Consider the following 14,102-nt stretch of genomic DNA (forward strand, 5'->3'; position numbering starts at 1 on the left):
GCTCCCGGCGGCCCGGCCCGGCCCCGACGCCACGTCCCGGCCGCCGGGCTCGCCCGGTGCGCCCGGTGGGTCCGGAAGGGGCGGCCGGCCCGGGGAAGCCCCGGAGCGCTCCGGGATCACTCTCGTCGTGCTGTCGCCGACCGACCCGATGAGCCGCGGTCAGCTGCGGCGGATGGCCGAACTGGCGCGCGACGAGGGGCACGAGGTGCGGTGGGAGGAGGCGCGGGGCGGGGCGGGGGCGCCGGTGCGGACCATCGGCGGGCTCACCCCGCTGCTGCGGCGGGCGGACCGGGTGGTGATGGGCGATCCGTTCTCGCGGTACGTCCAGCTGTTGCTGACGATCACCAGGGCTCGGGACCTCGTCGTCGTGGACGACGGCACGGCGACGATGGAGTTCGTCGCCCAGCTCGCCCGCGGGGAGCGGCTGGTGCGCTGGCACCGCAAGGGGGGCCGCCGCGGCCCGCGGGACCTTCTCCTCGGCCCGGTGTCGGCCGCGGCCCGGCGCCGGCTGACCCCGGGCGGGGAGCGCCGGGTGGAGGTGTTCTCGGCCATGCCGGTCGACGAGGTCCCGGACGGTGTGACCGTCACCGGGAACCGCTTCGCCTGGACCCGCGCCCGCTTCGGCCCGCCCCGCGTCACCGAGGGCGCCGACCTGGTGGGTACGTCCCTGGTGGAGACGGGCGTGGTCGACGCCGACCGGTACCTGGCCGCCGTACGGGGGCTGGCCGGGGCCCACGGGGTCACCCGCTACTTCGCCCACCGGCGCGAGAGCGCCGGGAAACTCCACCGGCTGGCGGTGGAGACGGGTCTGGAGGTCGTCCGCCCCGAGCTCCCGCTGGAGCTGGTCGCCCGGCGCGGTCCGATCGGCCGTACGGTCCTCAGCTTCCCCTCCACCGTCGTCCACACCCTGCCGCCGGCCCTGGCCGGCACCGGCGTCCGCGTCACCGTCTGCGACATCGACCCGAGTTGGCTGACCGCGCACGCCTCCCCGTGGGCCCAGGGCTTCCTGTCCGGGGTGACGGGCACGGCCCGCGGCGTGCACCGCCTCGCCCGGACGGTCCCGGCCGGCTGACAGCGTCCGCCGGGGCACGGACCACCATGGACCACCATGGACCACCACGGACTACTGCGGACCACCACGGGCCAAGGCGGATCAGTGCGAATCGGCACGGATGTCCGTCCGACAGGTGAACAACGCGGGCGTGGTTCGAGCGGGGCGTGGTATGCGTGGAGAAAAGCACAAAAGGGGCGGGTGCCAGGGGTGTGGCGCGTGCCGCACCCCAGGGATTCCGTGATCCGCTCGGCCGGCCAAAACGGGCGAGTTTACCCACCCCAGCCGACACCCATGCGCCGGGCGACCAGTTTTTCTTCCCCTGACGGGTTGAACTTTTGTTGATCGAGGGTCAGTCGACCACCTCGGCGTCCTACCCTTCAAAGGGTGAAACAGCTGATGTCCCCAGAGTCCGAGGCCGATCTCCCCGCTGATGCCACGGTGGACGCCGCCCTTCCCGGCATCCTGCCGGAGGCGCTGTACGCCGAGCTCGTCGCGTTCCGGCGCGACCTGCACATGCACCCGGAGCTCGGCAACCAGGAGTTCCGCACCACCGCCGCGATCAAGGAACGGCTGGAGAAGGCCGGGCTCGCGCCGCGGGTGCTTCCGACCGGGACCGGGCTCGTCTGTGACATCGGTGCGGACCCCGGGGGACCGGGCGGCGGCCCGGGCCGGCTCGCCCTGCGCGCCGACATCGACGCCCTCCCCATCCCCGACACCAAGAGTGAGTGCTCGTACCGCTCCACCGTCCCCGACCGCGCCCACGCCTGCGGGCACGACGTGCACACCACCGTCGTACTCGGCGCCGGGCTGGTGCTCGCCGACCTGCACCGGCAGGGGCTGCTTCCCCGGCCCGTGCGGCTGATCTTCCAGCCCGCCGAGGAAGTGCTGCCCGGCGGTGCCGCCGAGGTGATCAAGAGCGGGGCGCTGGACGGCATCAGCCGGATCGTCGCCGTGCACTGCGACCCCCGGGTCGACGCCGGCCGGATCGGGCTGCGCCAGGGACCCATCACCTCCGCCTGCGACCGGCTGGAGATCCAGCTGGAGGGCCCCGGCGGGCACACCGCACGGCCGCATCTGACGACGGACCTGGTCACCGCCGCCGCCCGGGTCGTCACCGACGTGCCCGCGCTCGTCGGCCGCCGGGTCGACACCCGCTCCGGGCTCGCCGTGACCTGGGGCCGGATCGAGTCCGGGCACGCCCCGAACGTCATCCCGCAGCACGCCGAACTCGCCGGAACCGTCCGCTGCCTGGACATCCACGCCTGGCGGCAGGCCCCCGACATCGTGGTCGCCGCGATCGACGAGATCGCCAACCTGCACAAGGCCAAGTCCGAGATCAACTACGTGCGCGGGGTGCCGCCGGTCGTCAACGAACCGGGGGCGACCGAACTGCTGCGCGACGCCATGGTCGCCCGGCGCGGCACGTCCTCGGTCGAGGACACCGCACAGAGCCTCGGCGGCGAGGACTTCTCCTGGTACCTGGAGCAGGTGCCCGGTGCGATGGCCCGTCTCGGGGTGCGTACCCCGGGCGAGCGGACCGTGCGCGACCTGCACCAGGGGGACTTCGACGCCGACGAGTCCGCCATCAGGGTGGGCGTGGAGCTGTTCACCGCCGCCGCCCTGCTGCACCCGACGCGCTGAGCGGCCACCGGCGGAGGGGCACCCCGTTCGGTGCCCCTTCGTCCGGTTGTGTCACCCGCCCGTCCTCGGGTCGCCTCAGGGCCACCCGCTGTCGGCACGGTTCGGTAACGGCGGTGGGAAATCCCGTTCCCCTCCACTTCTACGCGCGTTAATGTGCGCCGGAATCGCCACCAGAGGCGGCTCATGGGGCTGCGGGCCGGCGACGGCGCCGTGGGCAAGAAGGGGTGCTTGCTGTGCGTTTGATCTCCTCCAGGACCAGGTTCTCCCAAGCCGCGGTGACCGTAGCGGTCGTCGCACTCGCGGCCGCCGGGTGCGGCAAGTCCAGCAACGAGTCGACCGGCAGTTCCGCCTCGTCCGAGAAGTACTCGGGCAAGGGCATCGGGCTCGCCTACGACATCGGCGGCCGGGGCGACCAGTCCTTCAACGACGCGGCGTACGCCGGCTTCCAGCAGGCCGACAAGGAGTTCAAGATCGGCGGCCTGGACGTCGAGCCGAACGACAGCGAGTCCAACGCCGACAAGGTGCAGCGCCTCGAACAGCTCGCCAAGGCCGGCTACAACCCGATCATCGGGGTCGGCTTCGTCTACGGCCCCGCGGTCGAGGAGGTCTCGGCCAAGTTCCCGAAGACGACCTTCGGCATCGTCGACGACGAGTCGGTCAAGGCCGACAACGTGGCCGACCTGGTCTTCCACGAGGAGCAGGCCTCGTACCTGGCGGGTGTCGCGGCGGCCAAGGCCACCAAGAAGAACCGCATCGGCTTCATCGGCGGTGTGGACATCCCGCTCATCCACAAGTTCGAGGCGGGCTTCGTCCAGGGCGCCCAGTCGGTCAACCCGAAGATCAAGATCGAGAAGCAGTACCTGACGCAGACCCCGCAGGAGGGCGGCTTCTCCAGCCCCGACAAGGGCAAGGACGCGGCCAACGGCCAGATCGAGGCGGGCGCGGACGTCATCTACCACGCGGCCGGCCTGTCCGGCCAGGGCGTCATCCAGACCGCGGCCGAGCACAAGGTGTGGGCGATCGGCGTCGACTCCGACCAGTACAAGCAGAGCTCCCTGTCCCAGTACAAGGACTGGATCCTCGGTTCGGCACTGAAGAACGTCGGCGGTGCGGTGTACGAGCTGACCAAGTCCGTCGTCGAGGGCAAGCCGCTGAGCGGTGAGGTGCGCGGCGACCTGGAGTCGGGCGGCGTGGGCTTCGCCGACTCCAACCCCAGGTACCAGGCGATGAAGGACGTCGTCGCCGCCGTCGACCAGGCCAAGCAGGACATCATCGACGGCAAGGTCACCGTCGACACCAAGTAGCCGCCGTCCGGTCCCGCCGGGACGTCGTACGCCCGCCGAGGACCAGCCCACCCGTACGCCCCTCGCCTTGTGCGAGGGGCGTACTGCTGTCCGTGAGGGCGGCCGAGGATGTGGCCACAGGTCGATAACAGGGGGACAGAAGGGGTTTTACGTCTGGTCTACGCGCGTTACGCTGCGGCGGAACCAGCGCCTGGTATGGGCGCTTGCACAAAGGAGTCTCGTTCCATGCGCCGGGTGTCCCGTATCGCGGTTGCAGGCATTGCGACCGCGGCCCTCGCCGTCAGTGTTTCCGCCTGTGGCAGCAGTTCGACCAGTTCCTCCAACGCGTCCTCCGACGGCAAGGGCAAGGGCATCGGTCTCGCCTACGACATCGGCGGCCGGGGTGACCAGTCCTTCAACGACGCGGCGTACGCCGGTCTGCAGAAGGCCGAGAAGGAGCTCGGCATCGGTGGCCGGGACGTCGAGCCGCAGGACGGCGAGTCGGACGCCGACAAGGTGCAGCGCCTGGAGACGCTGGCCAAGCAGGGCTACAACCCGGTGATCGGTGTCGGCTACGTCTACGCGTCGGCCATCGCGGAAGTCGCCCCCAAGTTCCCGAAGACCACCTTCGGCATCGTCGACGACGAGCAGGCCAAGGGCGACAACATCGCCACCCTGGTCTTCCACGAGGAGGAGGCCTCCTACCTCGCGGGTGTCGCCGCGGCCAAGGCCACCAAGAAGAACCACATCGGCTTCATCGGCGGTGTGGACATCCCGCTGATCCGCAAGTTCGAGGCGGGCTTCGTCCAGGGTGCCCAGTCGGTCAACCCGAAGATCAAGATCGAGAAGCAGTACCTGACGCAGACCGCGGACGAGGGCGGCTTCTCCAGCCCCGACAAGGGCGAGAACGCCGCGAACGGCCAGATCGACGCCGGCGCCGACGTCGTCTACCACGCGGCCGGTCTGTCCGGTCAGGGTGTCATCAAGGCCGCCGCCGAGCACAAGGTGTGGGCGATCGGTGTCGACTCCGACCAGTACGCGCAGAGTTCCCTGGCGAAGTACAAGGACCACATCCTGACCTCCGCCCTGAAGAACGTCTCGGGCACGGTCTACGACCTCGCCAAGTCGGTCAAGGACGGCAAGCCGCTGTCCGGCGAGATCCGCGGCTCCCTCGCCAACGGTGGCGTGAGCCTCGCCGACTCCAACCCGGTCTTCAAGAACGACGCCGACCTGCAGGCCGCCCTGAAGAAGGCCGAGGAAGGCATCAAGAACGGCTCGATCAAGGTCAAGGACTCCTGACCGGACGGTCGTGGACCGGCCGTAGGCACGACCGGAAAGGACGCCGCGGCGGCGGCGTCACGGTCGCGGAACGGGGTGCGGTACGCATGAGGACCCGCACCCCGTTCGCACGGCAGAATGCTCGGAACGGATCGGGAGTGAACCAAGATCGATCAGGTCCGGGCACTATGTAAAGCAGGGGCGCTACGCGCGTAGAGCGGCGGCCCATTTCCTTGAGGAGAGTGCGCCATCGACGCGTCCAGCAGCCCTCCGCCCACCGCTCGGTCGACCACCGCGGTGGAGCTCACGGGCATCACCAAACGATTCCCCGGAGTCGTCGCCAACCACGACATCCACCTGGCCGTCCGCAAGGGCACCGTGCACGCCCTCGTCGGCGAGAACGGCGCCGGCAAGTCCACCCTGATGAAGATCCTCTACGGCATGCAGAAGCCGGACGAGGGCACCATCGCGGTCGACGGCGAGCAGGTGAGCTTCGGCAGCCCCGCCGCCGCCATCGCCCGTGGCATCGGCATGGTCCACCAGCACTTCATGCTGGCCGACAACCTCACCGTGCTGGAGAACGTCGTCCTCGGCAGCGAGAAGCTGTACGGCATCGGCGGCGGCGCCCGCAAGAAGATCAGGGAGATCTCCGACCGCTACGGCCTCGGCGTCCGCCCGGACGTCCTGGTCGAGAACCTCGGCGTCGCCGACCGCCAGCGCGTGGAGATCCTCAAGGTCCTCTACCGCGGTGCCCGTACCCTCATCCTCGACGAGCCGACCGCCGTACTCGTCCCGCAGGAGGTCGACGCGCTCTTCGACAACCTGCGCGAACTGAAGGCCGAGGGCCTGTCCGTCATCTTCATCTCCCACAAGCTGGGCGAGGTCCTGTCGGTCGCCGACGAGATCACCGTCATACGCCGCGGCACCACCGTGGGCACGGTCGTCCCCGCCGAGATCACCTCGCGCCGGCTCGCGGAGATGATGGTCGGCAGCGAACTGCCCACCCCGGAGACCTCCGAGTCCACGGTCACCGACCGCCCGGTCCTCACCGTCGACGGGCTGCGCCTCCAGGCGGAGGGCGGCCGCGCCGTCCTCGACGACATCAGCTTCACCCTCCACGCCGGCGAGGTCCTGGGCCTCGCCGGCGTCGAGGGCAACGGCCAGACGGAGCTGATCGAGGCGCTCATCGGCCTGAAGTCCGCCGACTCCGGCACGATCACCCTCGGGGACGAGGACATCACCCCCTGGCCCACCCGCCGCCGCCGCGAGTCCGGCATCGGCTACATCCCCGAGGACCGCCACCGCCACGGCCTCCTGCTGGAAGCCCCGCTGTGGGAGAACCGCATCCTCGGCCACGTCACCGAACGCCCCAACGCCAAGGGCTTCTGGCTCGACCCCAAGGGCGCCCAGGAGGACACCCGCCGGATCGTCGAGGAGTACGACGTCCGCACCCCCGGCATCGACGTCACCGCCGCCTCCCTGTCCGGCGGCAACCAGCAGAAGCTGATCGTCGGCCGCGAGATGAGCCACCGGCCGAAGTTCCTGATCGCCGCCCACCCCACCCGCGGTGTGGACGTCGGCGCCCAGGCCGCGATCTGGGACCACATCCGTGAGGCCCGCCGCGAGGGCCTGGCCGTGCTGCTGATCTCCGCCGACCTCGACGAGCTGATCGGCCTGTCCGACACCCTGCGGGTGATCTACAACGGCCGGCTGGTCGCCGACGCCGACCCGGCCACCGTCACCCCCGAGGAACTGGGCTCGGCCATGACGGGTGCCGCGTCCGGCCACCTGGAACCCGCAGAGACCGCCCCAGAAAACGACGCAGACGCCGGTCCGGAGGACGAGGCCCGATGAAGAAGTTCGACAAGGAGCGGGTGCTCCTCGCAGTGGCCGGCCCGGTCATCGCGCTCGTCGCGGCGATCCTGCTGACCTCGGTCGTGCTGATCGCCTCGGGCAAGAGCCCGATCGAGCCGTACACGCTGATGCTGGAGCAGGCGTCGTTCTCCGACGTCCAGGTGCTCATCATCAACCAGGCATCGATGTACTACCTGGCGGCGCTCGCGGTGGCCGTCGGCTTCCGCATGAACCTGTTCAACATCGGCGTCGACGGCCAGTACCGGCTCGCCGCGATGATGACCGCCGTCGTCGGCGCCCACCTCGCCCTGCCGTCCTTCCTGCAGATACCCCTGCTGCTGCTCGTCGGCATGTTCACCGGTGCCTTCTGGGCCGGCATCGCGGGCGCGCTGAAGGTCACCCGGGGCGTCAGCGAGGTCGTCTCCACGATCATGCTCAACGCCATCGCCACCAGCCTCATCGGCTACCTCACCCTGAAGGACATGTGGGGCGTGCAGGTCGGCAACAACATGACGACCGGCATCATGAAGGAGTCCGGCTGGGTCCCCGGCATCGACCTCGGCGCGGACGTCGGCGAGATCTACGGCCTGGTCTTCCTCGCCGCCGCCATGGGCGTCGTCTACTGGATCGTCCTCAACCGCACCCGCTTCGGCTTCGACCTGCGCGCCACCGGCGGGTCCGAGACCGCCGCCGCGGCCTCCGGCGTCGACGCCAGGAAAATGGTGCTCACCGCCATGCTGATCTCCGGCGGCATCGCGGGCCTGTCCGGCCTGCCGCTGCTGCTCGGCGACGCCCACACCTACAGCCTGAGCTTCCCGACCGGCCTCGGCTTCACCGGCATCACCATCGCCCTGCTCGGCCGAAACAACCCGGTCGGCATCGCCTTCGCCGCCCTCCTGGTCGCCTTCCTCGACAAGGCCTCTCCCGCCCTCGACTACGCCACCCCGGTCGCGTACGAGAAGGAGATCGCCACGATCATGCAGGGCCTGATCGTCTTCGCGGTCGTCATCTCCTACGAGGCCGTACGCCAGTGGGGTCTGCGCCGCCAGCAGAAGCAGGTCGGCCTGGAGCTCGCCGTGGCCGCCGCCCAGAACAACTCCGAGAAGAATGAGGTGGCGGCCCGATGACCACCGCGACCATCGCCAAGCCGCAGGCCAAGCAGCCCGGCAGGGGCGGCCGCCGTGTCTCCCTCCCCGTACTCCTGCTGATCATCGCGGGCGTACTGGTCCTGACCTCGATCGTCCGCCTGATCACCGGCGCGGACGGCATCACCTCGACCGGCCAGATGTCCACCGCGCTGCGCCTGGCCGTCCCCATCGGCCTCGCGGGCCTCGGCGGCCTGTGGGCCGAACGGGCCGGTGTGATCAACATCGGCCTCGAGGGCATGATGATCCTCGGCACCTGGTTCGGCGCCTGGGCCGGTTACCAGTGGGGCCCGTGGAGCGGCATCGTCTTCGGCATCGTCGGCGGCGCGCTCGGCGCGGTGCTGCACGCCATCGCCACGGTGACGTTCAACGTCAACCACATCGTCTCCGGTGTGGCCATCAACATCCTGGCCCTCGGCACCTGCCGCTACCTGTCGAAGTTCACCTTCGAGCACGCCCCGCAGGGCTCCTCCAAGCAGTCCCCGCCGATCGAGTCGCTGGGCAGCTTCTCCGTGCCCGGCCTGTCCGACTGGCTGCACACGCTCAACACCAAGCACTGGTTCCTGGTCTCCGACGTCGCCGGCCTGCTCGGCGGACTGATCACCGACCTGTCGCCGCTGACCGTCATCGCCGTCGCCCTCGTACCGCTGTCCTGGTGGGTGCTGTGGCGCACCGCCTTCGGGCTGCGGCTGCGCTCCTGCGGTGAGAACCCGGTGGCCGCCGAGTCGCTCGGCGTCAACGTCTACAAGTACAAGTACCTGGCCGTGATCATCTCCGGTGGCTTCGCGGGCCTGGGCGGCGCCTTCCTGTCCCTCGTGGCCTCGAACGTCTACCTCGACGGCCAGACCGCCGGCCGCGGCTACATCGGTCTCGCCGCGATGATCTTCGGCAACTGGATGCCGGGCGGTCTCGCCCTCGGCGCCGGCCTGTTCGGTTACACCGACAGCCTGAACCTGCGCGGCGGCACCCACAACGTGCACGCGCTGATCCTGCTGCTGGCGATCCTGCTGGTGTTCGGTGTGGCATACCTGGTGTGGAAGAAGAAGTTCGTGCCCGCCGTCGTCACCGCCGTGATCTCGGCGCTGATGTTCGCCTGGTACCTCGGCACCAACGAGGTGCCCAAGCAGGTCGTGACCGCGACGCCGTACGTCGTCACCCTGCTGGTGCTGTCCCTGTCGGCACAGCACCTGCGGATGCCGAAGGCGAACGGTCAGCCGTACCGGAAGGGACAGGGCAAGTGACCCCGGACACCCCGGACACCCCGGACACCCCGGACGCCCCGGACGCCACGACGGTCGACTGGGCGGCGCTGCGGGAGGAGGCGCGCGCGGCGATGTCGCGCGCCTACGTCCCCTACTCGAACTACCCGGTCGGCGTCGCCGCCCTGGTCGACGACGGCCGGACCGTCACCGGCTGCAACGTCGAGAACGCCTCCTACGGGCTCGGCCTGTGCGCCGAGTGCGGGCTGGTCTCCCAGCTGCACAACAGCGGCGGCGGGCGGCTGACCCACTTCACCTGCGTGGACGGCAACGGCGACATCCTCGTGCCGTGCGGGCGCTGTCGGCAGCTGCTGTACGAGTTCGGCGGACCGGAGCTGCTGCTGGAGACGCCGGCGGGGATCCTGCCGCTGTCGCAGATGCTGCCGCAGGCCTTCGGGCCGGAGCACCTCACCAAGTAAGTCCCGGGCGGCCCCCCTGGGCCTGTTCAGGCTCAGGGGGGCCGCTCCCCCCTTCGCACCCCGGAAGGAACCCGACCCATGGCCATGGACGCCATCTCCGTCATCCGCACCAAGCGGGACCGCGGCGAGCTCAGCGACGAGCAGATCGACTGGGTGATCGACGCGTACACCCGCGGGGAGGTCGCCGACGAGCAGATGTCCGCGCTCGCGATGGCCATCCTGCTCAACGGCATGAACCGCGGCGAGATCGCCCGCTGGACCGCCGCGATGATCGACTCCGGCGAGCGCATGGACTTCTCCTCGCTGTCCCGCCCCACCGCGGACAAGCACTCCACGGGCGGCGTCGGCGACAAGATCACGCTGCCGCTGGCCCCGCTGGTCGCCGCGTGCGGTGCCGCCGTCCCGCAGCTGTCCGGCCGCGGCCTCGGCCACACCGGCGGCACGCTGGACAAGCTGGAGGCCATCCCCGGCTGGCGGGCACTGCTGTCCAACGAGGAGATGCTGTCCGTGCTGGACGGCGTCGGCGCGGTGATCTGCGCGGCGGGCGACGGCCTGGCGCCCGCCGACCGGAAGCTGTACGCCCTGCGCGACGTGACCGGCACGGTCGAGGCGATCCCGCTGATCGCCTCCTCCATCATGTCCAAGAAGATCGCGGAGGGCACCGGCTCGCTGGTCCTGGACGTGAAGGTCGGCACCGGCGCCTTCATGAAGACGATGGTGGACGCCCGTGAACTGGCGTCCACCATGGTCGGCCTGGGCACCGACCACGGAGTGCGGACGGTCGCGCTCGTGACGGACATGTCGACCCCGCTCGGCCTGACGGCGGGCAACGCGCTGGAGGTCCGCGAGTCGGTCGAGGTCCTGGCCGGCGGCGGCCCGGCGGACGTGGTCGAACTGACCCTGGCCCTCGCCCGCGAGATGCTGGACGCGGCCGGCCTGAAGGACGCCGACCCCGCCAAGGCCCTGGCCGACGGCTCGGCGATGGACGTCTGGCGCCGCATGATCAGCGCCCAGGGCGGCGACCCCGACGCTCCCCTGCCCACCTCCCGCGAACAGCACGTGATCAAGGCTCCGTCCTCCGGCGTCCTGACCCGCCTCGACGCCTACGGCATCGGCGTCACCGCCTGGCGCCTCGGCGCCGGACGCGCCCGCAAGGAAGACGTGGTCCAGGCGGCGGCAGGCGTCGAACTCCACGCCAAGCCCGGCGACCGGGTGACGGAGGGCCAGCCCCTCCTGACCCTCCACACCGACACCCCCGAGCGCTTCGAGTACGCACTCCAGGCGGTCGAGGGCTCGTACGACATCGCGCCGGCCGGCACGGACTTCACCGCCTCGCCGGTGGTGCTGGAACGCATCGCCTGACCAGTGCCCGCGGCCGGAGGCCCGCCGGCGTCACGGCGCTCCACGCCCGACTGTGCGATGAGTTGCGCCCGGGCCGGCGGTCTGCAGACCGTGGACGCCAGGACACCCGCCGTGCTCGTGCTCGCCGGCCCCGTCACCCGGGACGAGGTGGCGGGGCTGTGCGAGGACGTACGGGGGCTGCTGGAGGGCACCCGGGCCGGGGTCGTGGTGTGCGATGTGGGCGGGCTGGGGCCGCCGGGACTCGGTGTCGTCGAACTGCTGGCGCGGCTGCAACTCGCCGCCCGGCGGGCCGGGGGCCGGATACGGCTGCGTGACCCCGACCCGGGGCTAGGCGCTCTGCTGGACCTGGTCGGTCTCTCCATCGAGGCGGAGCGGCAGCCCGAACAGGGGGAACCAGCGCCGGGTGTCGAGGAAGCAGTGGAACCCGGTGATCCGGCCCCCTGATATCTCCAGGACCTGAACGGCCCACGGAGTGAAGCCGCCCTCGTCCGGATCCGGCTTGTACTGGGCGAAGCCCGGCAGCCCGTTGGCCCGCACCGGCAGCAGCCGGGAGCCCGCGCAGGCGGTGCCCAGCGTGGTCATGAAGCCCGTGATGTCCGCCGAACCCGTCAGCCACAGGTCGAACGGCGGCATCGTCATCACCGCGTCCTCGTGCAGCAGCGCGGTCAGCGCCGTCATGTCGTACCCCTCGAACGCCTTCACATAGCGCTCCAGGAGCCGCTGCTGCTCCTCGTCCAGCGGGTCCGACACGGCCGCGTCGGCGCCCCGGTCGCTCCGCTCGGCGAGCGTGGCACGCGCCCGTTGCAGCGCGCTGTTGACCGAGGCGACCGACGTGCCCAGCAGCTCGGCGACCTCGCTCGCCCTCCAGACCAGCACCTCGCGCAGGATCAGCACCGCCCGCTGTCTGGGCGGCAGCCGCTGCAGGGCCGCCATGAAGGCCAGCCGCACCGACTCCTTGGCGACCGCCGCCTCCGCCGGGTCCTCGACCGCCGGCAGCACCCGGGCGTCCGGCATCGGCTCCAGCCACGTGTGGTCCGGGCGCGGGGACAGCGCCGCACGGGCCAGCGGCGTGGACTCGGTCAGGTCCATCGGCCGGGCGCGCTTGCTGCCCGCCGTCAGCATGTCCAGGCAGACGTTCGTCGCGATGCGGTAGAGCCAGGAGCGCAGACTGGAGCGCCCCTCGAACCTGTCGTGGCTCCGCCAGGCGCGCACCAGGGTGTCCTGGACCGCGTCCTCCGCCTCGAAGGACGAGCCGAGCATCCGGTAGCAGTATCCCGTCAGCTCGACCCGGTACCCCTCCAACTGCTCGTCGAGGCCCGTCGCCGTCGCCGTACCGTTTCCCATCGTCCACCCACCCCTGTGGCCGTCCCGTCCGGTGCGCGTCGTCACGCCCAGCACTTCGGAAGCTACCGCAGGGCACTGACAACGGCCCCCGGACAGGAAGAACCAGCAGGTCAGGTGGCGTCTACGCCAGCACCGGCGCCCGCCGTGCCGCCACGCGCGCCGCCCGCGTACCGAGCACCGTGATCGTCACCACGCCCAGCACCGCCAGCAGCCCGACCCCGACCGTGCCCGCCCAGCCCTCGGTGTGGAAGGCCATCGCGCCCACCGTGCTGCCCACGCTGGAGCCGATGTAGTAGGCGGACTGGTAGAGCGCCGAGGCCTGGGCGCGGCCGTGGGTGGCCGCCTTGCTGACCGCCGAGGAGGCGACCGCGTGCCCGGCGAAGAAGCCCGCCGTGATCAGGACCAGGCCCAGCAGCGTCGGCGCGACCGAGTCCGGCAGGGACAGCAGCAGCCCCGCCGTCGTCGTGGCGCCCGCCAGGTACAGGGCACCCCTGCGGCCCAGCCGGCCCACCAGCCGGCCCGCGGTCGACGCCGAGACCGTACCCACCAGGTACACCAGGAAGATCGAGCCGACGATGCCCTGGGGCAGGGAGAAGGGGGCCTCGGTCAGGCGGTAGCCGATCACCGTGTAGACGCCGCCGAACACCGTCATGAACAGCGCGCCGATCGCGTACAGGCGGCGCAGCAGCGGGTCGGCGAGGTGGTCGCGGACCGTACGGGTCAGCACGCACGGGCGCAGCGAGCCCGCCGTGAAGTGCTTCGGTGCCGGCAGCAGCAGGCGGAACGCCACCGCACACCCCACCGCGATCGCACCGATCACCCCGACGGCGACCCGCCAGCCCCACTCCTGGGCCACCCAGCCGGTGATGACCCGGCCGCTCATGCCGCCCACGCTGTTGCCCGCCACGAACAGGCCGATCGCCGTGACCAGCGCCCTGGGCCGGACCTCCTCCGCCAGATATGCCTGCGCCGACGCCGGCAGACCCGCCAGCGCGGCACCCTGCAGCGCCCGCAGCACCACCAGCACGCCCAGCGACGGAGCGAAGGGCACCAGCAGCCCGACGGTCACCGCGACCGCCAGCGAGGCCGTCATGACCGTACGCCTGCCGAAACGTTCCGACAGCACGCTCATCGGAAGGACGAAGAGCGCCAGACCGCCGGTCGCCGCCGCCACCGTCCAGCTCGCATCGCCCGCCGCCACCCGGAACTCGCCGGAGATCAGCGGCAGCAGGGCCTGCGTGGAGTACAGCAGCGCGAAGGTCGCGACACCGGCGAGGAAGAGGGCCAGGTTCATCCGGCGGTAGCCGGGGCCGCCCGGGGCCATGCGGGAGTCGGAGACGTGGAGGGGGCCGGGGACCGAGGTGAGGGCGTCCACGGTGGTGGACGCCCCGGTATGAGCGGAAGTCATGCTGCGACCGTAGGAACACCCGCACTCATCCGTCCAATGCACGGACTTGACATAA

Annotated in this window: 12 protein-coding genes; 10 read left to right on the plus strand and 2 right to left on the minus strand. The window is 71.0% G+C overall.

The features are described from left to right. The 10 genes from DEP02_RS22920 to DEP02_RS22965 all read left to right on the plus strand — a co-directional run. On the plus strand, positions 1-1,072 hold a 1,072-nt coding region (locus tag DEP02_RS22920), incomplete at its 5' end, for a hypothetical protein (protein ID WP_232839242.1). Between the two features lie 378 nt (positions 1,073-1,450). Then, positions 1,451-2,695, plus strand: a complete 1,245-nt coding sequence (locus DEP02_RS22925; RefSeq protein WP_112469579.1) for a M20 family metallopeptidase — start codon at positions 1,451-1,453, stop codon at positions 2,693-2,695. 275 nt (positions 2,696-2,970) lie between these two features. Next, complete coding sequence (locus DEP02_RS22930) at positions 2,971-3,999, plus strand: BMP family lipoprotein (protein WP_112469580.1); 1,029 nt, start codon at positions 2,971-2,973, stop codon at positions 3,997-3,999. Positions 4,000-4,224: 225 nt separating this feature from the next. Continuing rightward, positions 4,225-5,277 (plus strand): BMP family lipoprotein, encoded by a 1,053-nt coding sequence (locus tag DEP02_RS22935; RefSeq protein ID WP_112469581.1) that lies wholly within the window; start codon positions 4,225-4,227, stop codon positions 5,275-5,277. A gap of 276 nt (positions 5,278-5,553) precedes the next feature. Next, entirely contained in the window at positions 5,554-7,110 is a 1,557-nt protein-coding gene (locus tag DEP02_RS22940) for an ABC transporter ATP-binding protein (RefSeq protein ID WP_232839243.1), read from the plus strand. After that, positions 7,107-8,237: an ABC transporter permease gene (locus DEP02_RS22945; RefSeq protein WP_112469583.1), complete on the plus strand. Its 1,131-nt coding sequence runs from the start codon at positions 7,107-7,109 to the stop codon at positions 8,235-8,237. The genes DEP02_RS22940 and DEP02_RS22945 overlap by 4 nt, the downstream gene beginning before the upstream one ends. After that, a complete protein-coding gene (locus DEP02_RS22950; protein WP_112469584.1) occupies positions 8,234-9,496 on the plus strand; it encodes an ABC transporter permease in 1,263 nt (420 codons plus the stop codon). Before DEP02_RS22945 ends, DEP02_RS22950 begins: the two co-directional genes overlap by 4 nt. Next, on the plus strand, positions 9,493-9,933 hold the full coding sequence (locus tag DEP02_RS22955; RefSeq protein WP_112469585.1) for a cytidine deaminase: 441 nt from the start codon (positions 9,493-9,495) through the stop codon (positions 9,931-9,933). The genes DEP02_RS22950 and DEP02_RS22955 overlap by 4 nt, the downstream gene beginning before the upstream one ends. Before the next feature lie 84 nt (positions 9,934-10,017). Next, a complete protein-coding gene (locus DEP02_RS22960) occupies positions 10,018-11,295 on the plus strand; it encodes a thymidine phosphorylase (RefSeq protein ID WP_198668546.1) in 1,278 nt (425 codons plus the stop codon). A 57-nt stretch (positions 11,296-11,352) separates the two neighbouring features. After that, positions 11,353-11,739: an STAS domain-containing protein gene (locus DEP02_RS22965; RefSeq protein ID WP_117434531.1), complete on the plus strand. Its 387-nt coding sequence runs from the start codon at positions 11,353-11,355 to the stop codon at positions 11,737-11,739. On the opposite strand, the gene DEP02_RS22970 is transcribed toward DEP02_RS22965, so the two are convergent. Further along, positions 11,623-12,639 (minus strand): sigma-70 family RNA polymerase sigma factor, encoded by a 1,017-nt coding sequence (locus DEP02_RS22970; RefSeq protein ID WP_112469587.1) that lies wholly within the window; start codon positions 12,637-12,639, stop codon positions 11,623-11,625. The genes DEP02_RS22965 and DEP02_RS22970 overlap by 117 nt on opposite strands. Positions 12,640-12,760: 121 nt before the next feature. Beyond that, positions 12,761-14,047, minus strand: coding sequence for an MFS transporter (locus DEP02_RS22975; RefSeq protein ID WP_112469588.1), 1,287 nt, complete (start codon positions 14,045-14,047; stop codon positions 12,761-12,763). Positions 14,048-14,102: the final 55 nt, after the last annotated feature.

Source organism: Streptomyces triticisoli (assembly GCF_003270085.1).
Lineage (GTDB): Bacteria > Actinomycetota > Actinomycetes > Streptomycetales > Streptomycetaceae > Streptomyces > Streptomyces triticisoli.

Bases quoted from the DNA above. Each gene is read 5' to 3' on its own strand.
- DEP02_RS22965 (WP_117434531.1), top strand. From the start codon at position 11,353: ATGAGTTGCGCCCGGGCCGGCGGTCTGCAGACCGTGGACGCCAGGACA.
- DEP02_RS22960 (WP_198668546.1), top strand. From the start codon at position 10,018: ATGGACGCCATCTCCGTCATCCGCACCAAGCGGGACCGCGGCGAGCTC.
- DEP02_RS22950 (WP_112469584.1), top strand. From the start codon at position 8,234: ATGACCACCGCGACCATCGCCAAGCCGCAGGCCAAGCAGCCCGGCAGG.
- DEP02_RS22925 (WP_112469579.1), top strand. From the start codon at position 1,451: ATGTCCCCAGAGTCCGAGGCCGATCTCCCCGCTGATGCCACGGTGGAC.
- DEP02_RS22945 (WP_112469583.1), top strand. From the start codon at position 7,107: ATGAAGAAGTTCGACAAGGAGCGGGTGCTCCTCGCAGTGGCCGGCCCG.
- DEP02_RS22970 (WP_112469587.1), bottom strand. From the start codon at position 12,639: ATGGGAAACGGTACGGCGACGGCGACGGGCCTCGACGAGCAGTTGGAG.
- DEP02_RS22935 (WP_112469581.1), top strand. From the start codon at position 4,225: ATGCGCCGGGTGTCCCGTATCGCGGTTGCAGGCATTGCGACCGCGGCC.
- DEP02_RS22975 (WP_112469588.1), bottom strand. From the start codon at position 14,047: ATGACTTCCGCTCATACCGGGGCGTCCACCACCGTGGACGCCCTCACC.